Origin of the sequence: Lactococcus sp. dk101, from assembly GCF_009601055.1 — a bacterium.
GTDB lineage: Bacteria > Bacillota > Bacilli > Lactobacillales > Streptococcaceae > Lactococcus.
The window spans coordinates 1-24,113 of record NZ_WITI01000019.1; the positions used below are offsets into that span (position 1 = coordinate 1).

The window sequence follows — 24,113 nt, forward strand, 5'->3', positions numbered from 1 at the left end:
AAATAGAATTCATCAGGGACTTAATTATTTAACGCCCAATGAATTCGAAAAACAACAACAAAAATTAGCCGCCTAGGCAGAAAGGGAATTTACCTATTTTGATGTCTAGTTTCTTGACTTAATGTCAACGTTCCACAAAGTGTCTAAAATGATGGTGGGTATAATTGTTCAACAATATTATGTGGGGGGGGAACAGACGGTTGCACCTTTTATTTTATAATAATATGACCAACTATCTGCTAGTATTTCTGCTAGTAAAAGGGAGTAAAAAAAAGCATGTATCTATGCTTTTTTTTACTGGAAGACTTTACTCCTTAATTTTTACTCTGTCTACCAGTTAGATTAGTTTTTTTACTTCACTTTTATGATTTTCAATATATTTTATACTATAATAACATGTAGAAGCTATTTTTAACTTTTTATTTTTTGCAAATTCAATAGCTTCTTGCATAAGTATTTCTGCTAACCCTTTATCTCTAACTTCCGGTTTGATATAGGGACGAGTTACAATTAATTTATCTTCAATTATTGAAAATGCTAAATTACCTATTTCATTTTTATTGTCATCAAGTAATATCAAGTCATTATATCTTTTCTTTATTTCCATTTTTTCTCCGAATCTATTGTTGCTTAACTTTCATTCAATGTTTTCCACCATAGCAACTGTGCCAGCCACACACATATAAGTATGTTTACGGTACTTGTAAATTAAAACATTTGATGAAAGCTCGCATTGTCGATGATATACAGCTGATACTTCTTTCCATGTCTGACCATTTTTAAGATGGTAAGAAGAGTTGCCACTCCAACCCTTGAAAAATCCCGAAATTTGACTTTCAATCACGTTATATAGTGGGCTAACAACTATTTTCTCATCGTTAATTTGAAGATAGCACTTTGCTTCATTTTCAATGAGTTGCACCTCAGCCATATGTTTATAAGAGGGGGTTAAGATTGAGTCTTCTTGCATCCAATATGAGCCATCGGTTAATTTAAAAAGATGCTTGTTTCTATCCACTTCTATAATTTTTTCTAAAATTTTATTGAATGACATCATATAAATAATATCCCTCCTATTAAATTATTAGCGCAATCACAGTGGACTAACTCGGAAAATAAACGGAGTGAGGTCGCTCTTAAACCATTCATTACATAGTGCTGGTAATTGGTCTTTAAAATTAATGAGTGATTGGCTGAGTTCGTTTTCTCTATCCATATGTTCTAAGGTTAACGCTAATCTATGAAGTATTTCTATGGGGTATGCTCCATCGAGAAGATACTTCTTTGCTTTGCTTATAACCCTAATTTCCTCATCCGATAGTTGAGGTACAAAAAGTACTTGGTCGAGGGTCCAAATGAAAAGAGTTGCTTCTTTGTTTGGCGTTTGTTTTTTCAATTTCATAATTCTCCTCTCTAATATGATTCTAGACCTTGCATCATCTATGTTTATTTTATCAAAAAAGCAGCCCTTAAATTAAAGGGTTGCTTTTTTGATTCTTACTGAAGAATTAATTTATAATACCTAGCCAATTCTATGTGCCCAAATTCTTCAAATAGTTGGCAAGATTTTTCCCATTCTTTTCTTCCTTCTTCAACTTTAATAAAACTTTGCTTATAAAACCCAAGCGCTATTCTTCTTAGATTTTCACAATACATGTCATATACTTGATCTGAGAAGTAACTCTGTTTAATAATCGAGTCCACAGAATTTTTATATCCTAATTTCGAGAGATGTATGATTGCTTTATAGCTTGTTTCTAAAAAACGTCTGCGATACTTAAAAACCCCATACATCTCTTTTGCTTTGTTCCAAAAATCATTCATCAAGTGCATTATTGTTCGTTCTGAAAAGCATTCCATTGAAATGAAAAAAATTGAAAGTTCAAAATATCCCCATTGCTCAATATCATATAGATATGAAGCGATGATTTCAACACTATCTTCATCCAATTCTTCAAATGAACTCCTACACGCATGATAGAGAATCATTTGATTACTTTCCTTGCATTCTTGTGCAATCAATTGTAATCTGTTTGTGTTTCTAACATAGATATTACCTATGACTTCGTCAACGATTTCTTCTAAGTAGCCTGCTTGAAAATAATTTAAAAAATATTCATATTCTCCTAAAGTAACATTCATCGCTTGTAATGCCGCATCTAATCTTTCAAATCCCATCATAGTTTGTCCTGTTTCAAATCTTTGAAGAGATGACTTATTGATTCCAACAGATTCAAAAAATGAAAGTGGGAGGTGCTTTTGATTTCTGATTTGATTGAACACTTGTCCATATCTTTTATAAACCATAATTTCTCCATTGCTGACTTTTTGTTATTACATATTTGTATTTATTAAAAATAAAGACAACTAAGTAGCATCTACATAAACATTATAACATTTATATAACTTAAATGTGTTTTTTGATACATGAAAAGCAATAGGGTTATATTATATTTTCAAATCTATTTCGTGTAGGATGAAATAAATATATTCCAGTAAATATCTAAAAATCGATTAATGATAAGTAATTCACCTTTGGAGCACTCTCCCAGTGCTATTCCGTTTTCAAGGCATTTCAAAAAAAGGGACAAATTATCTAACGCAGCACTCTCCATTAAAATATATGAAATATCAGAAGCTTTATTTCCTTCTTTTAATAGAGATTGAAATGGAAGGCGAAACACTTTTATGGCGTTGTTGATATTATTAGAATATATACAATATACATTATTCTTCCGATGTTGAATACAATTTTTTCTTGCCTCTTTTATTTCGCAAAAATCAACAATATAGTCAATCTTTTCACTAGCGTAATCAGCTACACTATCCGATTCATCAAAGTAATTATTTTTTTGCGAGCAATAATAAAGCACATTTATTTTTTGATTATCTATGACTATTTTATCAAGAAAAAAAATAGTTACTTTCATTGATATCACCGTGTTGATCAGTCACTGTAATAACCTCCTTTAGTTACTCTACTTTTATTATATTCCTAAATAATTTATTTTGATGCTTTCTCTCAATAAATACTTAAATTATCATTGCATATTTGCAATAAAAAAAAAGTTCGATTACCTTAAGGTAAAATAACGTTGTATCTCAATAAATATCGTAATTGGAGGAATGATTATGAACAAAATAGTTCTAAGCGGTATAACAATGCTTACAGCAGGCATTATATTAACAGGATGCTCGACAGACACATCTACTACAAAAACAAATGAAAGTTCTAAAACTGAACAGGTTGATACATCTAAAAAGTTGATTTCTTCCGGTGAAGTAATTGGTAACTTCAACAGTGAAGCAGATGAAGTTGTTGGAGCGACCAAACCAGGTGATTATGTGGAATTCTATGTTCCAGTTCATAACGACTCTGAGTACCTTCATTTTGCATTTATGCATGCAGGATCTGGGGATAAAGGATGGTATTTTGCGCCAGTTTCAGACGATGGAATCAAACTAACGAAGTCTGATATAGAAAAAGGTGACATAAATATTACGGATCAAATAGGGTTATTCATGGCCCCTAATGCAAGCACTTCTGAGCAGGTCACCAAAGACGATGGGAAATTAAAAAATGGTGCCGCAGATAAATTTTTGGACGCAACCGTTACTCTCACAGATGATGTGTATAAGGTGAAAATTAAAAATATTTCTAGTGGTGATTATGAAACTGCCTTTTCTTCAGGTGTTTGGGGGATTGCGGATGTTAAAACTGTAACTTTTGATCATCAAGCATCTTCTGGCCTAACAAAGCTTGCGACTATGGGACATCGTGATGAACTTTATAAATCAGCTGTATCACAAGAAGAATAATAAATGTTTTTAAATTGTAAAAGTCATTATCAAAATAATGGCTTTTACAATCGATAAGGAGGTTGCTATGCGAAACAATAAATTGACCGAAGAACAATATCGGGTTACACAATTAAATGGAACAGAACGTGCTTTCACTGGAGAATATGATAATTTTTTCAAAAAAGGCATTTACGTTGACGTTGTAAGTGGTGATCCCTTGTTTTCTTCAACGGATAAATATAATTCTGGATGTGGTTGGCCCGCGTTTACCAAACCAATTCATCAAACTTATTTGAAGAAAATTGAAGATGACAGTTATGGGATGAAGCGTGTTGAAGTTAGAAGCAGCCAAGCAGATTCACACTTAGGTCATGTATTCAACGATGGGCCACAAGAAAGCGGTGGCTTACGCTACTGTATTAACTCTGCTTCCCTCCGTTTCATTCCGTTTGAAAAAATGGAAGCGGAAGGTTATGGGGACTATACCCACCTAATTAAATAAGGAGAATGAGTATGTTCAACGATAAATATGATAGTGCTATTTTTGCAGGAGGATGCTTCTGGTGTATGGTTCACCCTTTTGACCAAGAACCTGGAATTATCTCGGTTAAAGCGGGTTATACTGGAGGACTTACGCCTAATCCAACCTATGAGCAAGTTTGTTCAGAATCAACTGGCCATACAGAGGCTGTAGAAATTGTATTTGATCCAAGTATCATCTCTTATAAAGAATTAGTTGAAATTTATTGGTCACAAACAGATCCAACAGATGCCTTTGGGCAATTCGCCGATCGTGGAAGTTCCTACCGTCCGGTAATTTTCTATAATTCGGAAGAGCAACGCAAAATAGCCGAAGCATCAAAAGAAGCCCTTGAGCGTAGCGGAAGGTTTGATAAGCCAATTGTGACCCAAATTGAGCAAGTGGGTCCATTTTATGAAGCTGAAGATTATCATCAAAACTATTATCAAAAAAATAGCTTGCACTATAACCTTTATCGTCAAGGTTCAGGTCGTGCTAAATTCATCAATGAAAATTGGAATAAATAAAAAAGGAGAGTTGTCCATGGAAATAATTAAAGAAGACAATGCATTTGCTCTATGCAATGATTCAGGTGAAAAAGTTGGTGCTGTAGAGTTTGTTGAAAAAGGGGACCATATCGTCATCACTCATACACGTGTTAATCAAGAATTGAGAGAGCAAGGGCTCGCGGCACAATTGATACTTAAAACAGTGGAAAATGCTAGAACACATAATCTAAAAGTTGGTGCTTCATGTTCTTATGCGAAAGCTTATTTAAAAAATCATGAAGATGAATTTGAAGATATTTTGATGAAATAGGGAGGACTATTTATGACTCATACCTTTACTGATAATAATTTCGATGTAGAAACAAGTAGTGGACTAGTCCTAATTGACTTTTGGGCAACATGGTGTGGACCCTGTCAAATTCAAGGACCGATCATTGAACAGCTAGCCAATGAGTTATCTGAACAAGAAATGAAGATAGGTAAGCTAGACGTTGACGCAAATCCTAATACTGCCCAAAAATATGGAATATTGTCGATTCCCACATTACTGTTTATGAATGACGGGGAAATTGTTAAACAAGTTTCTGGTATTCACACAAAATCACAACTGCTATCCATCGTTAACGAATTAAGCTAGATTCTCCATGAGGAGGAAAAACATGAGTATTACATTTGATGAAAAAGTTTCCAAGAAGATAATGGAAATGAAATCTGATATACCAACAGAGATTGTTCTTGACATTGACCATACCTTGTATGACGGAAAAGAATTAATCAGGCAAGACTGTTGTGGGGTTACACGCTATAGAATTGTTCTTACCAATAAAAACGCTATTCCCCCTGTGTTTGACACTAAAATTGAATCAAATATTGGAGATGTTTTCTTTCAAAAATGGGCACTAATGTATTTGGACCCACAAATAAAAATACGTCAAAATGGCACATTGATTGAAATCGCGGGTAATGGTGAACTCATTGCGCCCAATATTGAGCTGGTTGATTTTAGAAAGTAGAATCGTAGATTAAAAAGGATAAATGGTGCTTCATTTATATTAATCAAAAAAGTCCCTAATAGTGATAGGGACTTTTTTGATTAACGTACTGCTTAATTTATTTTAGTAATGATACTTGATTAGCCAAATTTTCCACAGTAAGGTCTAGTCCCTCTTTTAAAGTAGTTGCTTCTTTGCTTGATTCAAGCACTTTTTTATCAGTAGGGATAGTGATGGTGACTTTAAATTTATCCATTTCTAATTTAGATAGAAGAATCGTAACATCCAAAGTTTCTGGATCAATCCCTACTTTTTCAAAATCAAAAGCGAGTCTTCCCACATTATTTTCAACTTCTGCTTTCTTTTCAGCAGTAACTTGAAAGCCATTTGATTTGATAATAAACATATAAAACCTCCATATTTAGATACTGTTGAGCCAAATAATCCATAAGCTCTGCGATAATTCGTTCCTATAACAATGATACGTTTTATCACCATTTATCAATGTATATTGCTAAGTATACAAAAAAAAGGCATAATATTCGTTATGTTGCAAATAAACTATGGAATGGCTTTTATTTTTAGTTCCATATCACGTTATAAGTGCTAATTTTCTTTGTTCCACGGAAGCGTCGAAGATTATTGGCTAAAAAATTTAATTGTGACACACTTCATGAATAGATGGATATTTGAATTTTTAGCCAAATTAAAGCTTAGTTCCCGAAAGAGTTTGAAAGCATTGAAAATAATATTTCATTTTTTTAATTATTTTGTTAATTTGCAATTTATGACTTACATATAAGAGATAAAAATTATTTTGTGAAAAATACTGAATCAAATTTACTTTAAATGCTTCTTTCTTTCACTCTTGTTTTATCGTAAAATTGAGTAGAACAATATTTTAAAGCCCCCACAATGACCAGAGCACAATGGACAGATTCATCATAAAGGAGAAAAAATGAACTTATTTAATGTAAAAATAGATAAAAAATTTTTGCGAGACCTCATAATTTTAATTTTCGGAGTTGGACTCTATATTTTATCAGTGCGACTATTTGTTATTCCCAATCGCCTGGCAAGTAATGGAATTGCAGGATTTTCAGTCCTTATTAATTTTGTTTTCCATATTAACCCGGCGCTAACCTTTTTTGTAGTAAATGTCCCTCTTTTCTTATTTGGTTGGAGGTTACTGAGTAATCGAGTCCTTTTATTAAGCATTCCAGGTGCAGCTGCCATGAGTATTTGGATGCTCATTTTTGAAAGTATAGGAGTTAATGGAATTGTCTTTAATCAAATGATTTGGGCAGGATTATTTGATGGCATTTTGTCAGGAATTGGTGCTGGCATAGTTGTTATCTCAGAAGGAACATTCGGTGGTTCTCTCTTACTTAGCCGAATGATGGAGGATCAGTGGAATTTTAAAATTGACCGGGTCCTATTTGGAATCGATTTGGTTGTCATGATACTTTCCTTACTAACTTACCTTGCACTGCCAAACTTTGCAGTAACGCTCCTGTCTTCTTTAATTTTTAGCAAAGTTACTCGATTTGTTGGCAGGCCAGACTATCGTAACAAAATTTTAAAGCAATTAAGGCTAAATTTTTTAGGAAAATAATAAAAGAAAAAAGCTTTTCCAATACTTCATTAATATTTATTTATACAACAACTTATATAAAGAATTACCTATGGTTATCAATTTAACATTTTTAATGTATTTCAGATATCTCGTTTATGTCATGTCACATTCTTAAATAATAACACTGAATAAAACAAATGAGCTCATAACTTATAAGTTATGAGCTGTTTTCTTGTATGTTATTTTTCTTTTATTGCCAACCAAATTTCACTATATAAGTTTGTTTCTCCTTCTTTAAAGTCTGTGAAAGATATACTTGGAACATCCATTAATTCATAATTAGATGTCGGTAACCATTCGGAGTAAATTTGACTCATTGTATCTTGAAATACTTTGGGGAATTCTCCTTGAACTGGAAAAATGGCCCAATCAGATTCTTTAACCGTTATTTGTTCTAAATCTGAATATTGATTATTTTTGCTTGATGCAAATCCAATCATATGATTCAGATAACCTTGTTCATTTAACCATTTATCAGAAAAACCATCTGTAATATTTAGAGCCTTTTGAGGATATAAATTTTCCATTTCATGCATTTCCTCTCTTTGTGGAGCTGTAATGCTCTGAGCTAATTCCACAATACTTTGATTTACTCCTTCAAATTGGACAGGAACTTTTTTAGTGACGCCAATTAAATTAAAACTTGTTTTTTTCTCAATTCTAAATTGCATAGAATTTCCTCCTCTAATATTAATATAACTTTGTTTAGTCTAAACGCTTTGAATAGTCCTAAAAGCTCATAGTTTGCCTTTTAAGCGATTTTAAACGTGAGTTAGTAATAATTATCATGGATAAAAGAAAAAGCAGCACCTGTTAGCAGGTGCTGCTTTTTCTTTTGTAACCATCAAAAACTGAAAGCTGATTGCCCAGCTTGTTCAGGTGTATAAATCAAGCTAACTTTCACCACCCTGGATGATTGACTTATTAGGGAAAAAACGGTAAAATCAAATCATGGATGAAAGGGGATGTAAAAGTGAGATATATTGGTTCGAAACTAAACTTACTAACTGAAATAGAAAAAGTAATAGAAGAAAATACACAAGGAACAGAAAAGACTTTTTTAGATTTATTCGCTGGAACGAATGTAGTTGGTAAGTATTTCAAATCTAAATATGCAGTGTATTCTAATGATTTACTTTATTTTAGTTACGTTAATGCAAAGGCGACGATTGAGAATAATTCCCCTCTTGCTTTCGAAGGGTTAAACAGCATTGATATTGCTTCTCCTTTAGATTACTTACAAAAAGAAGCAGACGAGTATATAAAAACAGGTAAAGTTGGGTACTATGAGCAAAGCTACACCCCTACTGGTGATGCTATGTACTTGACTGTAGAGAATGGAAAAAGAATAGATTATATTAGAGACACTATTGAAGAGTGGCAATCTCTGGGTCTATTGAACGAATATGAATACTATTATTTAGTATCAGTTTTGGTGGAATCAATCCCTTTTGTTAGCAATATAACTGGGACTTATGGCGCATTTTTAAAACATTGGGATAAAAGAGCACTTAGTTCTCTTGAGTTAATTCCTCTTGAGGTTACTAATAATGGTAAAGAGAATGTAGCTTTTAATTTAGATTCAAATATTCTGGTCTCTGACATAAAAGCAGATATTGCTTATATCGATACTCCATATAACAATAGACAATATGCATCAAATTACCATTTGCTAGAAAATATTGCAAAGAATGAAAAACTAGATTTAACTGGGAAAACTAAGATTTTCAAATGGAATCATCTTAGAAGCGATTATGCCATGAAAAAAAACGCATTATCAGCTATGAAAGAGATGATAGAAAAGCTTGATGCAACTCATGTAATCGTTAGTTACAATAACGAAGGGATAATACCAGAAGAAGAACTGATTGATCTCTTGAGACGAAATTCCTTCAATTCAGAGGTACAGGTAAAAAAAATACCTTATAGAAAGTATAAATCAAAGCGCTCTTCGGAAAGCTATGACCTTTATGAATTACTAATTTATTTTCAAAAGAAAGAAAATATTGAAAAAAACATTGGCAGAAAGGTTGAAACTCTCTCCCAAGAATCAGACAAATGGACTGTAGAAAAACAAACCTATATTAAAAGTCCACTTAATTATATTGGTGGAAAGTATAAGCTACTAAAACAAATAATTCCCTTGTTTCCAGAGTCAATTGAAACATTTGTTGATTTGTTTAGCGGTGGAGCAAACGTTGGAATTAATGTCGATGCAAGTCGATACATTTTTAATGACATGAACGATAAAATTAATGAGATGTTCCGATTCTTTGCAACACAGAATGTGGATGAATTAATATCAAAAATCAAAAATCGCATAGATGATTTTTGTCTGAGTAAAACGAATGAAGAGGGGTTCATCAAATTCAGGAAACAGTATAATAAGAACCCTAATCCTTTGGATTTATATGTTTTAGTTTCATACAGTTATAATTATCAATTCAGGTTCAATAGCTCAATGGAATTCAATAATCCATTTGGAAGAAATAGAAGCCGTTTTAGCGAAAATATGGAAAAGAACCTTCGTCTTTTCGTAGAGAAGTTGAACACCATTGATGCAACCTTTACTGATGAGCTATTTGACGATATTGATATTAGCAATCTTGGCACTTCTGATTTCGTATACCTAGATCCACCTTATTTAATAACCACTGGAAATTATAATGATGGTAACCGAGGCTTTGTTAACTGGGATGATGAACAGGAAAAGAAAATGTATAAGTTAATGGAACAACTATCTAATCAAGGTGTTAGGTATGCACTGAGTAACGTACTGACTCACAAAGGAAAAGAAAATACGCTGCTGAAAGAGTTTATTGAAACACATCCAGTGGAGGTTAATTATTTGGACTTTAATTACAATAATTCCTCTCATAATTCCAAAGGGAAAGGCAGTGTAGAAGTTCTAATTACAAACTATCGGAAAGATAATAAACAAATTATTGCTGATAGAACCCCCAATATTGCTACAATGGCATAATTAATAAAACAGACACCTATCAACGGAGTCTGTTTTTTGTTGGGATAGGGGAGGATATAGTAATCAGCTAAAATCTCCACTCCAAAGAATTTCTTTATTATTCATATATATCGGGAGAGAGTTGATATCTAATTTCCCGTCTCTTGCAGCAGCAGCGCCCAAGAGTAATTGCTCAACATTTAGTGCCGCCCCTTTTGTATTGGTTCTATCGGAAGTACTCTGTAATTGGTCAGAGAATTGACCAATGAATTTACTAGAAATCCACATAAAATAAAAATTTTCAGATTCGATTTTTTCATCAAAGTTTTTCCACCACTCGACAGAATTTCTATTACTGTCTCTTAGCTGATTGTCTTCTATGTAACGGACCATTTCGTCTTCTTGACCAATAGATTTACTATAACCGTTGCCATAGGCTTTTGTATCAATGATTACACCGAATCTATCTGTGAATATAAGACCATCTGGTTTTCTTCCTCCACCGAGAAGAATAGAATTAAAGCCGTAGACATTTTTGAATAAATCGGCAGTAACCATCTCAAAATCTCGATTTCTACTTCCATCAAATGCAATTTCAAGTAATTCAATATACTTCATAGGTAATCCTGTCTTATTTATGAAATTAACTTTTTGTTTATCAAGAGCCGCATTCCTAAGTTCGTTTGTTAAGTTAAGTTCTGGAATTGATATATCAGAAAAAGAATCTCTCAGAGTGATTTTGTTACCTGTTTGGTCAATTCTGATACCAAAATTGATTAAGCCTTGAATATCGTTCTTGATGATTTGTTCATCATCATCAAAACCAATTTGCCTAAGCTTTTTAAGAAGTTGTTTAAAGGATGAGGTTTGCTTTAAAAAGTTGAGAATATAGGCTCTTCGTGAACGAATGTAGTCCCTGTTTTCCCCTCCGACAGCTAAAAACTCCCATGTAAAATATTTTTTTACTCGTAAGTTTTTTGAACTTCCATGCGCTTGTTTTAAAGCGTGGCTACCTCTAGCATTGATACTGAAAAGTTGGAAGCCGGATTTTACACCATTTCTTGTTTCGACAGATGTACTCAGTTTATCTACAAAACCAACTTTATGTAACCAAGAGGCTATCATTCTTGCATATTTATCACTAGTACCTTCAATATCAGACTTGATTTTTTTCTGTTCTTCATTTGTGCCATTTTTAAACCAATCGAGCATCAATTGCTCATCATAGGAGGTAAATCCTTTCTCACCAGAAAACCCTAATTGATTACCGATTGTAAATTTTGTGACTGGACTAGAGGAATTTTCAAGAATGTTTAGTACTTGAGTTGCTGGTGGATAGCTCAGGAGAGCTTTCCTTAATATTTCTGTTTCTTTGTCAGATTTATTTTCTGATTGGGAAAATGCTTTTCCTAACTGGGTTATTGAACATATATCGGTATTTCTGTCATGCTTAATAAAATTCAGACTTAAAGCCCATCTTAGATAGCCGTCTGAAGTCCAATTATCGGTCCACCTTTTCCCGCTAGTATTCGCATTCTGAGGCAGTATAGTGATTTGAATTAACGCATCAGCGACAGCATCGCTTCTCTTTTTGGGAGAGCGACCGTTGTTGTCTTTTGAGGTTCCCACTAATTCTAGATAACTGAATTCTTCTACATTCTTATCTAATTTAGAAATGAGATTATTTTTTATATCTTCAAAAGGAATGAGCGTTCTTACTAATTTCTTTCGTAAGTTTTCATAATGCTTTGTTGTGGAATCGAAAATCTGAACCACAAGTTTAAGTTTTGAAAAGTCAGAAGGGTTCTGTACCCAACCGTATGTGCGTAAAGTCATTTTTGTAGTCCCCTATTAGTCTTTTTGACCCTTAACCCAAAAACTGGAAAGCCCTTAGTAAAATCTCTGAAATAATTTAATTATAACATAATATATAAGGTGTGAACTTCAGAATAGTAACCGAAAAGGATATTAATAATAAAACACGGATTAATTTATTCCGTATTTTTATTGTGTAATCGGATAATATATTTCTCCTTCCAGTCATTTAGTAAGGCTTTTTCAAAATATGTTTCTGCTTCTTCAATTGAACTATTTGAATAAACTCCCCTATCTGTTAAATATTGAACACGGTATAAAAGGTCAATTGATTCTTTTGAAGGTTCTGTTGCAAAGTTAGTAAAATAAACAGCACATCCTCCAGTAAATTTTTTCATACTGGGGATGTGCTGTTTGGATAATGTAAATCTTAAATAAATATAAGCATTACATTTACTTTATTGGGGTGATGTATGATTTTATTGGTGCAGTAACGCCTATATTGGTTGAGAATACCCACTTGTTCTTGTCAAGGCCAGTAAGGTTCTCTGTTCGTCCCGTTAAAATTACTCCTGAAAATTTTGCTTTATCAAGATTAGGATATTTTTTGATTTGCTTATTTAAATCAACGTATGAATCAAAATCATTGCTAACTACCGTTCCCCACGTTAAATCAGTTGCATTTTTTATAAAATCCTCATATGTTTCATATGATAAAAGTCCATAATCATCTTTGGGAGAGTCTTGTGCAACATCATTACTTGCTAAACCAGAGTATGGTGCAGAAGCAGCATTTACATTTGTGTCATCGTTAAAACCAATCCAATACCAGTTAATAAGCAGATTTTTAGGAATCATTGATTGTATTTCAAAATAGCTGTAAGGCTTATCAAAGGAAACTGCAACCTCAGCGACTTGATTTTTTTCTTTTACCAGATCACTCGCCTCGTGAGTAGGTTGAATTCCAAAATAATCATCACTCTTATAGTTGAGTTTAGGTAAAAAGAATGTTGCTACTTTTTGCTTCGTATCATGTGTGTAGTAAGCATTATTGATTTCAGTAGGGCTACCGATATAAGCATTATTTGTCACCATTAGCGTACCATAGTCAAATGACATAGGTGACCAAGGAACAGGATATCCATCGATATTTTTGAAAGTATCCATATAAATATGGGAACTAACAATTGAATCGTATTTAGTAATCATGGTTGTGTAATTAATATTAGGTGCACGGACATTCATATATTTTTGAGCATTTTCTGATGTTCTTTGATAGACATTCGTCATCCATTTACTGTTTATATAATATAGGGTTCCAAAGAGAAGTATAGAATATCCAATTGTCATCCAGATAATGAAAATCAAACGCTTAAATTTTGTTTTTCCTGCTAAATATTTGAAATCGATACTTAATTCGTCAATATCGTCATTCTTAAAACGGTAACTTTTTACCTTGTTCATTGCAATTTGTATTAGTCTAACAATCGTATAGATTACGGATGATAAACAAACAATAAAAGGTATAATGTAGATTAATATTAATTCCATAGTTTTATCTCCTCTTTTTCTATGCTTTCTTTTAACTTTCTCCTTGCTCGATACAAGTCAATTTTAATTTTACTTATGCTCTTCGCTTCATTTTCTGCAATAGATTTCACACTCTGTTTTTTAAAATAGTAAGAAAATATTATCCTTTCTTCATAGGGTTTGAGCTTTTGAAGAAACTTTTTAATATCAATGTTTTCTTTGTCCCCTGCATCCAACTTTTTAAGTTCTCTACCAAGCTCGCTAATGATTTTCTGATACCTTTTTTCCCGTTGAAACTTATTAATATAATTACGAATAGAAACGCGGTACATCCAAGCACGTAATTTAGATGGTTCTATGAAGATATCAAGTTCTAGAATTTTAACAATAGTATCCTGAACAGAATCTTGGGCATCTTGTAGGGAGCTACCTCGAGAAATAAGGTACTTAGTGATTTCAGAACAATGTTCTTCTATCTGGTTTTCATATTCCCTAATATCCACTTTTCCCTCCCCTCATATATATAACAAATGAAATTGAATTTGGTTACAATTTTTTTAAAATATTTAATTAATGATATGTATATTGTACCAATTTGATTTAAAAATAGGTATGTGAAACAGGTACTGTGGCATTAATGCGTTATAAGTTAGATCTCTTGTCTTTTTTTAACAACTTCAATTATTTTGAGCTCTAGTTGTGAGCCTTGATAACGCCTGTGATAGTAGCCCATACTAAGAGAGAGATCATAACTTTTAAGTTATGAGCTTATTTGTATTTGATTTTTATTAGATTACTCTATCTTTTAAACTTAATTTAGCATAAAATAGAGGTAAAAGAAAGCTTTGGAATAGGAAGCAACAACAATTTATCATGGATTATTAAAAAAATTAGAATCATTTAAACGGAGAAATTAAAATGAAACAAATCAAAGCGATTATGGTTGATGTTGACGGAACTCTTTTGTCAAGTAAAGGATATGTAACTGAGAGAACTGTAAATTCAATTAAGAAGGTTAGAGAAAAAGGAATTCTTTTTGGGCTTGCAACTGGAAGAGATGCTATTTCTTGTCAAAAATTGCTCAGAGAATGGCACATTGAGGGGCAGATTGATTGCATTGTAGGAAAAGGCGGAAGTGAAATTGTTGATATATCACTGGGAATAACCAAAGAATCTGATTACTCTCTTGACGGTGATTTAATTTGGGAAATCATTGAGCACTATGAGGGTATGGATCTGAATTTTTGTATTCCTAAAGATGGTATTTTGCTTGGATATAAGGATGATGATTATATAAGAAAACTTTCTGAAGCTGATAAAGTCCCATACCAAATTGTAGATTTCCATGAATTATTAAAAGAGCCACAAGGAAAAATTATGATTACCTGTCATCCTGAATATATGTCCGAAGTTATTGAAAAGAGTAAAACATTCAATAATAAACAATATAAAAGTAGCAGTTTGAAAACAACAAGTGTTCTGTATGAATACATGGACCCAAGGGTATCTAAAACCAATGGACTTATAAAAGCAATGAATTTGCATGGAATAACATTAGAAAATTTACTTGTTTTTGGAGATGCGGACAATGATGCGGATATGATACACAATGCAGCTATAGGAGTTGCAATGTCAAATGGGAGCGATAGGTCAAAATCTGTGGCAGATTTTATTACTCGTGACAATGATAGTGATGGAATTGCGATTTTTCTAGAAGGGAATAATATAATATAATAATTACTCTTATTTTTTATGTTATTTTAGATTTAGACTAAACTAGCTCATAACTTAACAGTTATGAGCTGTTTCTTACTAACTGCTAGAAATTTATTGTATTTTTCAAAAATAATTTATTTACTGTGTGAAACATAAATGTAATGATTTTGGTATTTTAGGTATAAATGATATAATTAGATAAGCCTTATCCCAGTAAACACAAGAGAGTTTAAATAGAAAGGATAAAAAAATAATCATGAAACACAAATTATGGACGACGACAAGCCTGTCTTTTATTTTATTAAATGCTACCGTAAGCCCGATAGCTTATGCGAGTACAGATACAACTGTTTCTCAAACAACAGAGCAGTCAACAAATTCAGAAACATCAAACATTAACGGAGGGAATAATCTCTCCGAAGGGACGACGACTTCAGAAAAAATTGATTCAAGTTCAGAAAGTACTTCAAAAAATGATGGAGAACAAAAATCAGAAAACCTAAAAAGCACTGTTGAACCTATAACAACACAAGAAAACAATGTAGAAGCAACGGGGATTAGTGCAACAATCACTGCTCCTGCGACCTACCAAACGTATACGAATCCTGTAACAGGAGTAAAGCCTCCTGAGCTACGGTTAAGTCTTGCGGTCTCAATTTCAGAAGCTAATCTTGACGGGACAACCATTGAAATTCCTTATGCAGGATTTATGCCGACAGAAGACACACAAAATTTTCAATATTTTTCAATGACCGCTCCTCTATTTTCTTATATTTCTGAGGAGTCCATTCCAGCTAATTCGATTGTCGATCATTATGAAAACGACACCGCTAACAAAAAGTTGGTGATTCATCTGAAAAAGACTAGTCAAACTGTTGAAACACTCCAGTTGCGCTTCAAGTATAACGAAGAATATGACGCTAAAGTTCCTGCGGAACAAATTGTTTGGAATAATATTCAAGCAACAGTCAAAGATCATTCGGGATTAGAAATTAGTCAAAGCAATACTACAAGCGTTAAATCGAATGCAGTAGATGGCATGCAAGTGGTTTATAATAATTCTACCCCTCCAACTTATTTTTATGATGAAATTCCTATAAATATACGGTTAAATAATAACCATCGTTTGTACAGCCTTTTGGATGAAACAAAAAACAATAGATTTTACATAGAAGTACCAGAAGGGGCAGTTTTTGAACCTTCTTCTGGAGTGAATTTTTCAGGGATCACTCCAACAACACCAGCGCAAGATTCATCGATTCCGGCAGGATATGTACGCTATTACCAAGAACTGACAGATTCTTCTAATTCTTTTCTAACATGGCAATATGACGGTAATGTGAATTTATCTAACGTTAATGTCACAGGAGCCCTCAAAATATTAGATAACGTTTCTTTTGGAGAGAACATCCACGTAAGAGTAGGCATGCTCTATACTAAAATTAATGGCGAACAAAAGGACTCGTTTAAAGAATTCAGTTCGACAAGGGAAGATTTGAAGGATTGGGATTTAGGCCAGGAAAGAGCAAGTTATCATAATACGGGTGATTCAACGAAATTGTCCTATGTTAATTCATCAATCCCAAGTAGTCAAAGTCCTAATACAGTAAAATTAGGAGGGGTGTACCAACCCTATCTTAAAACTCTTGGGTTGAAGAACCAAGGGAAACTTAATATCACAGGAATTAACGTTTCTTTAAACCAGAATTCTACTGGAAGTGAAAGAACGAATTTCAGTTCAATATATATTGTGGCTATGTCGAAAATTAATTCGATACCTCATAATTATTATCGAGTTGTCTACACAATAAGTGATTCATACGGCAACGCACGCACAGAGTATTCTGAAGCTCAAACATTCACGGGAGAATACGAATCTATCACTTTTATTCCTCCGGCGGTAGCATCAGGGGAATACTTTGATAAGATTAGTGTGGAGCCTATGGGCGAAGATGGGACACAAGAAGGTGTGCTTCTTCCAGGAAATGCATTTTATACAAGGTACCGTGCGAAAAATTGGTCAGACTTGAAATGGCCGGATGGGACACCCATTCCTCAAGATAGAGTTGTCCCTGTAGAAATGTCGGGCACATACAGCTATCATGATGAACAGGGGAGTACGGTCACTAATCCTATCGACTCTTTTACAACATACTATGCGCCGTCTAATGCTACACAGGCATCCGCAAAATTTGTGAGTGGGAATGCTATAAACAAAAAACCAGGTGAAACAGTCAACTACGAAATTCAAGGGAAGAACGGGAACCAAGCCCTTACTTCATGGAAGAATCCTGTCATAACTGTAGCCATTCCAAAGCAACTAGAAATGGTTAACCCCGGCGAGATGAAGGACTACGTGGACAAAGTAGGTTCCGAGTCTGAAAATGGGGTCGTCAAAGTTGAACTTCTTTCTTCAGATGCGGCTTATAACTACTACCGATTCACCGCAGAAGGAAAGAACGCGCAAAAAAACAGCACAAATGTTTCTTTCTCTATTCCACTTGAATTTAAGGTCGTTTCCGGAACAAGTGTGGGGAATTATCCAATTCCCTATCTGTCTGTAGGGAGTACCAATGAAATCTTCCCACAAATTATCCAGGCTACGAATAATTTAACAGAAGCACAAGCCATTAATATGGGATATGACAACAGTATCGCGAGCTCATATTCTGGAATTACGTCTGGCCACAGCCCTCTGACCGTCGCTTCTGGAACAAAATTGGAAGGATCAAGTGCTGGTCGTGGGGATGCTGGTCAAGCTTGGTCAAACAACAGTGTCTTTGCGGTTGAACATTCAGGAATGCCACAAATGAAGGCATCGATTATGAATTCAGGAAATACTAGCTTTACAAGTGCTCGACTTTACAACATTCTTCCAGAAGACAATGACAATCGCGGTTCTTCAGGGTCTATTGAGTTCACCGGTTTGGATAACGCAGCTGGAGGGACGGTTTATTACAGCACGAAACCAGTTTCAGAACTTCCAGGCTACGATAGCACCAATCTACAGACCTGGAACGCAACGACGCTTGCTTCCTATGGTTTTACAAGCACAAAACCTGCATCAGGAATCACAGCCATATATATCGATTTTGGGAATAAAGTAATCGCCCCAAATGAAACATTGGATAGTATTCTTAATTTTGAAGTTCCCGCCACAGGGAACCAAAAAGCAGTGAATCAATTCCATTACTCCGCCAAAGAAGTGGGCACTGGTGTAACACTCAATGCGACAACCACACCCGTGACTTTCTCTACAGAAATTGTTAAGGCTAACTTTTTGGAAAATCTACCAACGGTCCTCCCAAGTGGCGTGACGCAGGCAAGTAATGTTCCAGGAGAAGTAGCTACCCTTTTAGATGAGTCAGGAAATGGAAGTCTTACGATTCCATCGGATGTTCCAACCTTACCCGGTTATACCTTCAAGGAGTGGGTAAACAGTTCTAATTCAAGTGATATCAAGCATCCAGGTGACACGTTTGACGTTACCTCCGCAGTTTCAGAATACACTTATAAGGCCGTTTGGAAGGCAAATAGTATTAATGTGAAGTATCATCCTAATGATGCGAGTGCTAGTCCAACGGTTCAAACGAAAGCCTATGATTTTGGCACAAATGTAAACCTGAGCGATGTAAATCCCCCAACGCGTTCAGGCTATACATTTACTGGTTGGAACACCAAAGCTGATGGAACAGGAGATACTTTCATTGACAATACGCTTGTTAATTTCACTACAGATAAAACGGTGTATGCGCAATGGAAGGCCAATGCTTACACGATTACCTTTGATGGTAATGGCGCAAGCTCAGGCAACATGACTGACCAAGCCATGACTTATGATGTGGCAGCTGCACTCAATGCAAATGCCTTTAGTAAAGTTGGCTATACATTTACTGGCTGGAACACCAAAGCTGACGGTTCTGGAACAGCTTATTCCGACACTCAATCGGTTAAGAATTTAATAGGTACCGCTAAAGGCAAAGTAACCCTTTATGCACAGTGGAAGGCCAATGCTTACACGATTACCTTTGATGGTAATGGCGCAAGCTCAGGCAACATGACTGACCAAGCCATGACTTATGATGTAGCAACTGCACTCAATGCAAATACCTTCAGTAAAGATGGTTATGTTTTTGAGGGGTGGTCAACAAAAATTGATGGTCCAGTTAACTATACAGACCAACAAACAGTAAGTAATCTTAACGATGAAAAAGATGGCAAAACAACCCTCTATGCCGTTTGGAGAGAGGGAAAGAATACTATTGTCGCTCATGATTCTACACTGTACGTCGGAGATAGTTGGAACAAAGCAGACAACTTTACTTCTGCGACCGATGAATTGGGAAATCCAGTGGATTTCAGCGCTGTTACAGTAACAGAGATAGATCCTGTGGATACGACAACCGTTGGGGAATATCGTGTCAATTATATCTATAAAAATAAATCTACAATCATTACTGTAAAAGTCGTAGAAAATCAAGAAACCCTTGTTACAAAGGATTTAACAATCTTTGAGGGAAATTCCTGGACTGCTTCAGACCACTTTATCAGTGCAACGACTAAAGACGGTAGTGCTGTTCTCTTTGATTCACTTGTATTAGAAAATCACACGTTGGTTGATTCTTCTAAAGCAGGAATTTATACCTTTAAGGTAATCAATGGAAAAACAACCAATCTTGTGACTCTGACTGTCTTGAAGGACCAAGCGAGCATCAAGGTAAAAGATACTACCCTCACCGTCGGAGATAGCTGGGATAAGGCAGACAACTTTATTTCTGCGACCGACCGTTATGGTAATCCATTAGCTTTGGACGAACTTACCGTGACGGGAGATGTGGATACCAGCAAGGTTGGTCAATATAAAGTGACTTACAGCTGGGCTGTAAAAAATGCGGACGGTAGTCTGACAGGTGACACAATCTCAGTAGATGCCTATGTGACCGTTGTAGCTAAAACTACAGCTCCGGATAAAGAAAAACCAACAACTTCTACCCCAACCAGCAAGCAAACGAGAACCGTTAATGCTTCTGGACAAACAAAGACAAGTGGTACTTACCGTACACTTCCCAAAACAGGAGAGTCATCTTCATTCTCTATATTAGCAATCGGAATAAGTCTGCTTCTACTTGGAGGAGCATTAGCATTGTTCGGTGTAAAGAGAAGAAAGAACAACTGAGCCAAGAGTTTAATCTAACAAAAAGACATGTTAATTATATATAACATGTCTTTTTTCTATCAAAATATATAACCTCTAATTATTTATAAATTAGCTTTTTTTTAAAGCAAATTTTTTAATTCATCCTTGTGATTTTCAATGTACTTCACTCCGTATGAACATGTCGCAGATATTTTCAGGTTTTCATGTTTTGCAATTTCAATTGCTCGCTCCATTAATAATCCTGCTAATCCTTGCCCTCTAAAGGCAGGATTAATGAATGTTCGAGTAACAATCAAATTATCTAAGTTTTTAGAAAAAACCAGTTCTCCAACTGCTTATTTCTTATCATTAAGGAGTATCAACGTGTTATTTCTTTCTCTAATTTCCATTTTTACTCCGATTTTTATAATACGTCTTCTAATTCTCTTTTATGGTGCTTAATGTAATTTGCGGCGTATGGACATGTAGCTCCTAGAGATAAATCAGTTTCTCTCGCTTTTTCCACAACTGATAGCACAAGCCTCTCTCCCAATCCTTCTTTCCGTAGAACTTTTTGTACTTCAGTATGGGTTATCGTAAGCTTACCTCCATTGTTTTCAAAATCGATTTCACCGACTTTTTCTCTTTCATCATTCAATAACAAAAATTTATTCTCTTTTTCAATAATTTCCATAGTCTTATTCCTCTCTAATAGTTTAAAGATATTATAGCATTTGTTTTAATAAGAAATAAAATATTTTATTAAATGCAACATAATCTAAAGATGAAATTATTTATTCGTGGAATTTCTCTCCTCCCAAAAAAGACATAACTAAAAGTTTGTAAAATAATAAATCATATTCTTGAATAAAGGGCTTACAAATGATATAATCATTATACGTCTACGTTTGTAGACGTAGTTAGACTATTTTCTTTCAATTAAAAGGAGGTTGCTATGCCAAATCACAAATTGACCGAAGAACAATATCGAGTAACACAATTAAATGGAACGGAACGAGCTTTTACAGGGGAATACGATAATTTTTTTAAAAGAGGAATTTACGTAGATGTTGTAAGTGGGGATCCATTATTCTCTTCCACTGATAAATATAATTCAGGTTGTGGATGGCCAGCTTTTACTAAACCCATCCAACAAGATTTTTTGAAAGAAATTGAAGACGACAGCTATGGCATGAAACGCGTTGAAGTCAGAAGTAGTAAAGCAGACTCCCATTTAGGACACGTGTTCAATGATGGTCCATTAGAAACCGGGGGGCTACGATACTGCATTAATTCTGCTTCTCTCCGTTTTATCCCATTCGAAAAAATGGAAGAAGAAGGATATGGTGCTTATTCTCACTTGGTTGAATAAGGAGGACGAATATGTTCAATGATAAATATGATAGCGCAATTTTTGCAGGGGGATGCTTCTGGTGTATGGTTCACCCATTTGACCAAGAACCTGGTATTATTTCAGTTAAAGCTGGTTATACTGGAGGACTTACTCCTAATCCGACCTATGAGCAAGTTTGTTCTGAGTCAACCGGTCATACTGAAGCTGTAGAAATCATTTTTGATCCAAGCATTATTTCCTATAAAGAACTGGTTGAAATCTATTGGAGACAAACAGATCCAACCGATGCATTTGGGCAATTCGCAGATCGTGGAAGCTCATACCGCCCCGTTATTTTCTATAATTCGGAAGAACAGCGGAAAATAGCAGAAGCCTCAAAAGAAGAATTGAACAATAGTGGTAGATTTGATAAGCCAATTGTGACTCAAATTGAGCAAGTAGGTCCCTTTTATGAGGCTGAAACCTATCATCAAAACTACTACCAAAAAAATAGTTTACACTATAACCTATACCGTCAGGGGTCAGGACGGGCAAAATTTATTAAAGAAAACTGGTAAAATAAAAAGGCACTTTGCGTGTCTTTTTATATTGTGTTCTAATTAAAACTTTTTAATTTATAACTTTAGTTGTTATTGGCAAATTGTAAAATTAGTTTAGCCACCTTGAAGTAAGCAAAAAGCATCTGAATTTATTATACTTGAATTGCGAAACACAAGTAGGAAGAGGATTCAGATGCAAGACCATTATAACACACGAAATAAAGAACTCACTTACTCAGAACGACAATGCATCGAACGCTGACATAACAAGGATAAACTCAGTAACCGTCATATTGCCCAGTTACTAGGTAAAGTCCCACAGACAATCAATAATGAGCTGAAATTAGGGTTAATTCAACTCAAATTTAAAAGTAAGTATTCTTCTAAGCGTGCTCAATAACAACATGAAACCAATAAGAAAAAGTGTGGACGCCATTCTAAAGTGACAGCTAAATTGAATCAAGCCATTACTAATGCTGTGAGAGATAAACAGTCTCTTGAAGTGGTTTTACAAGGATTTCTAGGTGCTGTCTGTCTCAAAACGCTTTACAACTGGGTTGAAAAAGGATGGCTTGATGTGAAATATCATGAGTTACTTTCCCCACACTACAAGAAGGCTAAGAAACTCAGAAAAACGAATCCTAAGCGCCCTTACGGTTTATCTATTGAGGAACGCCCAGAAACGATTAACAAGCGTTCTAAAATAGGACATTGCCTTTTGCTCTTGTCAAGAAAAAAAATATTCTCTTGAAGATACTAAAATTACATTAGATGAATTAATTGAGACATATAAAGCATGTGACCTAAATATTTTAGACGATCGAAGTAAAACGAATGTCCCTTTTGTTCAAGCAGATCGTTTTGATAGAGTTATTTCTCTTTTAGAAAACATGAAAGACAGTGAAATGAGTGGTCCAGAAATTGAAGATTTAATGAAATTTACAGGCCGTCAAAAAGATTATTATTTCAATGCTGGTCGTTATCTTAATTTATTTGAAAAATTCAAAGGAACGGATAGAATTATTAAATATCGGTTGACACCTCTTGGAAATACAGTATGCAATTTAACTTATAAAGACAGACAATTGAAATTAGTTAGTTTAATTTTATCTCACGAAATATTTAAAGAATTATTTCAATACATACTGGATTCAGGTGAGTTTCCTACTAAAGAAAAAGTTATAGAAATTGAATTAAAATATAATGTATGTAGCCCTGGGGCGGTAGCAACCCGTCGTTCAGGGACTGTTATCGGATGGCTGAAATGGATATTTGGTTTACCAAATGTATAAAATAAGCTCATAACCTAAAAGTTGTGAGCTCTTTTTTGGATTATAATGACTTTTTATGTCTATTGATTTCAAGTTTAAAGTGTAGTATAGTAGTAAAAATACTTTATTTTAAAGATAAACGAAGGGGTAGAATATGGACTATAAAATTATATTGGCGGAACACCAAGTTTTTGAGACTGAACGTTGGACTAATGTCAAATAATTAGACATAAAATGAGCTATGTTTTCTTAAAATAATTTTCTTCCTTCTGATTTGGAGTTAACCCATTGTTGGCAGAATGAGGATTGTAATTGTTATAAAATTGTTCGA

27 protein-coding genes are annotated in these 24,113 nt (G+C 34.4%); 14 read left to right on the top strand and 13 right to left on the bottom strand.

The window, feature by feature from the left end; genetic code table 11:
• Positions 1 to 337 precede the first annotated feature (337 nt).
• From GHI45_RS10445 to GHI45_RS10465, 5 genes are all read right to left on the bottom strand, one after another.
• Complete coding sequence (locus GHI45_RS10445) at positions 338 to 607, bottom strand: GNAT family N-acetyltransferase (RefSeq protein WP_147780735.1); 270 nt, start codon at positions 605 to 607, stop codon at positions 338 to 340.
• Positions 608 to 637: 30 nt separating this feature from the next.
• The gene (locus tag GHI45_RS10450; RefSeq protein ID WP_147780736.1) at positions 638 to 1,057 is read right to left on the bottom strand and encodes a hypothetical protein; all 420 of its coding nucleotides are present in this window, start codon (positions 1,055 to 1,057) and stop codon (positions 638 to 640) included.
• 36 nt (positions 1,058 to 1,093) lie between these two features.
• Complete coding sequence (locus tag GHI45_RS10455) at positions 1,094 to 1,402, bottom strand: hypothetical protein (RefSeq protein WP_147780737.1); 309 nt, start codon at positions 1,400 to 1,402, stop codon at positions 1,094 to 1,096.
• Positions 1,403 to 1,497: 95 nt separating this feature from the next.
• Complete coding sequence (locus tag GHI45_RS10460) at positions 1,498 to 2,307, bottom strand: Rgg/GadR/MutR family transcriptional regulator (RefSeq protein WP_147780738.1); 810 nt, start codon at positions 2,305 to 2,307, stop codon at positions 1,498 to 1,500.
• A 155-nt stretch (positions 2,308 to 2,462) separates the two neighbouring features.
• Positions 2,463 to 2,930 carry a hypothetical protein gene (locus GHI45_RS10465; RefSeq protein ID WP_147780739.1) on the bottom strand — a complete coding sequence of 156 codons (468 nt, stop codon included), beginning with the start codon at positions 2,928 to 2,930 and terminating at the stop codon, positions 2,463 to 2,465.
• A 202-nt stretch (positions 2,931 to 3,132) separates the two neighbouring features.
• Here GHI45_RS10465 and GHI45_RS10470 point away from each other — a divergent pair, with 202 nt between their 5' ends.
• From GHI45_RS10470 to GHI45_RS10495, 6 genes are all read left to right on the top strand, one after another.
• Positions 3,133 to 3,819 (top strand): hypothetical protein, encoded by a 687-nt coding sequence (locus tag GHI45_RS10470; RefSeq protein ID WP_228386068.1) that lies wholly within the window; start codon positions 3,133 to 3,135, stop codon positions 3,817 to 3,819.
• A 67-nt stretch (positions 3,820 to 3,886) separates the two neighbouring features.
• Positions 3,887 to 4,303, top strand: a complete 417-nt coding sequence (gene msrB / locus GHI45_RS10475) for a peptide-methionine (R)-S-oxide reductase MsrB (protein ID WP_228386070.1) — start codon at positions 3,887 to 3,889, stop codon at positions 4,301 to 4,303.
• Between the two features lie 11 nt (positions 4,304 to 4,314).
• Positions 4,315 to 4,848: a peptide-methionine (S)-S-oxide reductase MsrA gene (gene msrA / locus GHI45_RS10480; RefSeq protein WP_147780741.1), complete on the top strand. Its 534-nt coding sequence runs from the start codon at positions 4,315 to 4,317 to the stop codon at positions 4,846 to 4,848.
• Positions 4,849 to 4,864: 16 nt separating this feature from the next.
• Positions 4,865 to 5,140, top strand: a complete 276-nt coding sequence (locus GHI45_RS10485; RefSeq protein WP_187230131.1) for a GNAT family N-acetyltransferase — start codon at positions 4,865 to 4,867, stop codon at positions 5,138 to 5,140.
• Positions 5,141 to 5,152: 12 nt separating this feature from the next.
• Entirely contained in the window at positions 5,153 to 5,467 is a 315-nt protein-coding gene (trxA, locus tag GHI45_RS10490) for a thioredoxin (protein WP_147780743.1), read from the top strand.
• A gap of 22 nt (positions 5,468 to 5,489) precedes the next feature.
• On the top strand, positions 5,490 to 5,843 hold the full coding sequence (locus GHI45_RS10495; RefSeq protein ID WP_187230130.1) for an iron-sulfur cluster biosynthesis family protein: 354 nt from the start codon (positions 5,490 to 5,492) through the stop codon (positions 5,841 to 5,843).
• A 97-nt stretch (positions 5,844 to 5,940) separates the two neighbouring features.
• Here the strand turns inward: GHI45_RS10495 and GHI45_RS10500 are convergent, their stop codons facing one another.
• Positions 5,941 to 6,228, bottom strand: coding sequence for an HPF/RaiA family ribosome-associated protein (locus GHI45_RS10500; protein ID WP_147780745.1), 288 nt, complete (start codon positions 6,226 to 6,228; stop codon positions 5,941 to 5,943).
• A gap of 552 nt (positions 6,229 to 6,780) precedes the next feature.
• On the opposite strand from GHI45_RS10500, the gene GHI45_RS10505 reads away from it, so the two are divergent.
• Positions 6,781 to 7,437, top strand: a complete 657-nt coding sequence (locus GHI45_RS10505; RefSeq protein WP_147780746.1) for a YitT family protein — start codon at positions 6,781 to 6,783, stop codon at positions 7,435 to 7,437.
• 200 nt (positions 7,438 to 7,637) lie between these two features.
• On the opposite strand, the gene GHI45_RS10510 is transcribed toward GHI45_RS10505, so the two are convergent.
• Positions 7,638 to 8,129, bottom strand: coding sequence for a GyrI-like domain-containing protein (locus GHI45_RS10510; RefSeq protein ID WP_147780747.1), 492 nt, complete (start codon positions 8,127 to 8,129; stop codon positions 7,638 to 7,640).
• Positions 8,130 to 8,431: 302 nt separating this feature from the next.
• Between GHI45_RS10510 and GHI45_RS10515 the strand changes: the two genes are divergently transcribed.
• Positions 8,432 to 10,441, top strand: a complete 2,010-nt coding sequence (locus GHI45_RS10515) for a Dam family site-specific DNA-(adenine-N6)-methyltransferase (RefSeq protein ID WP_222705841.1) — start codon at positions 8,432 to 8,434, stop codon at positions 10,439 to 10,441.
• A 63-nt stretch (positions 10,442 to 10,504) separates the two neighbouring features.
• Here the strand turns inward: GHI45_RS10515 and GHI45_RS10520 are convergent, their stop codons facing one another.
• The 4 genes from GHI45_RS10520 to GHI45_RS10535 form a co-directional block, all read right to left on the bottom strand.
• A complete protein-coding gene (locus GHI45_RS10520) occupies positions 10,505 to 12,256 on the bottom strand; it encodes a restriction endonuclease FokI C-terminal domain-containing protein (RefSeq protein ID WP_147780749.1) in 1,752 nt (583 codons plus the stop codon).
• 155 nt (positions 12,257 to 12,411) lie between these two features.
• On the bottom strand, positions 12,412 to 12,633 hold the full coding sequence (locus GHI45_RS10525; RefSeq protein ID WP_147780750.1) for a hypothetical protein: 222 nt from the start codon (positions 12,631 to 12,633) through the stop codon (positions 12,412 to 12,414).
• Between the two features lie 55 nt (positions 12,634 to 12,688).
• A complete protein-coding gene (locus GHI45_RS10530; protein WP_147780751.1) occupies positions 12,689 to 13,786 on the bottom strand; it encodes an anti sigma factor C-terminal domain-containing protein in 1,098 nt (365 codons plus the stop codon).
• Positions 13,777 to 14,268, bottom strand: a complete 492-nt coding sequence (locus GHI45_RS10535) for an RNA polymerase sigma factor (RefSeq protein ID WP_147780752.1) — start codon at positions 14,266 to 14,268, stop codon at positions 13,777 to 13,779. The genes GHI45_RS10530 and GHI45_RS10535 overlap by 10 nt, the downstream gene beginning before the upstream one ends.
• A 415-nt stretch (positions 14,269 to 14,683) precedes the next feature.
• On the opposite strand from GHI45_RS10535, the gene GHI45_RS10540 reads away from it, so the two are divergent.
• Positions 14,684 to 15,499 carry a Cof-type HAD-IIB family hydrolase gene (locus GHI45_RS10540; RefSeq protein WP_147780753.1) on the top strand — a complete coding sequence of 272 codons (816 nt, stop codon included), beginning with the start codon at positions 14,684 to 14,686 and terminating at the stop codon, positions 15,497 to 15,499.
• 238 nt (positions 15,500 to 15,737) lie between these two features.
• On the top strand, positions 15,738 to 20,657 hold the full coding sequence (locus GHI45_RS10545) for a bacterial Ig-like domain-containing protein (protein WP_147780754.1): 4,920 nt from the start codon (positions 15,738 to 15,740) through the stop codon (positions 20,655 to 20,657).
• 101 nt (positions 20,658 to 20,758) lie between these two features.
• On the opposite strand, the gene GHI45_RS11590 is transcribed toward GHI45_RS10545, so the two are convergent.
• Together GHI45_RS11590 and GHI45_RS10555 are read right to left on the bottom strand one after the other, a co-directional pair.
• Complete coding sequence (locus tag GHI45_RS11590; RefSeq protein WP_147780760.1) at positions 20,759 to 20,962, bottom strand: GNAT family N-acetyltransferase; 204 nt, start codon at positions 20,960 to 20,962, stop codon at positions 20,759 to 20,761.
• A gap of 80 nt (positions 20,963 to 21,042) precedes the next feature.
• Positions 21,043 to 21,312 (bottom strand): GNAT family N-acetyltransferase, encoded by a 270-nt coding sequence (locus GHI45_RS10555; protein ID WP_047916740.1) that lies wholly within the window; start codon positions 21,310 to 21,312, stop codon positions 21,043 to 21,045.
• A gap of 261 nt (positions 21,313 to 21,573) precedes the next feature.
• On the opposite strand from GHI45_RS10555, the gene msrB (GHI45_RS10560) reads away from it, so the two are divergent.
• The 4 genes from msrB (GHI45_RS10560) to GHI45_RS10575 all read left to right on the top strand — a co-directional run bounded on the left by msrB (GHI45_RS10560) (position 21,574) and on the right by GHI45_RS10575 (position 23,803).
• On the top strand, positions 21,574 to 21,990 hold the full coding sequence (msrB, locus tag GHI45_RS10560) for a peptide-methionine (R)-S-oxide reductase MsrB (RefSeq protein WP_147780755.1): 417 nt from the start codon (positions 21,574 to 21,576) through the stop codon (positions 21,988 to 21,990).
• An 11-nt stretch (positions 21,991 to 22,001) separates the two neighbouring features.
• Positions 22,002 to 22,529, top strand: coding sequence for a peptide-methionine (S)-S-oxide reductase MsrA (msrA, locus tag GHI45_RS10565; protein ID WP_147780756.1), 528 nt, complete (start codon positions 22,002 to 22,004; stop codon positions 22,527 to 22,529).
• A gap of 424 nt (positions 22,530 to 22,953) precedes the next feature.
• Complete coding sequence (locus GHI45_RS10570; RefSeq protein ID WP_147780757.1) at positions 22,954 to 23,262, top strand: hypothetical protein; 309 nt, start codon at positions 22,954 to 22,956, stop codon at positions 23,260 to 23,262.
• Positions 23,263 to 23,416: 154 nt separating this feature from the next.
• A complete protein-coding gene (locus GHI45_RS10575; protein WP_147780758.1) occupies positions 23,417 to 23,803 on the top strand; it encodes a hypothetical protein in 387 nt (128 codons plus the stop codon).
• Positions 23,804 to 24,113 lie beyond the last annotated feature (310 nt).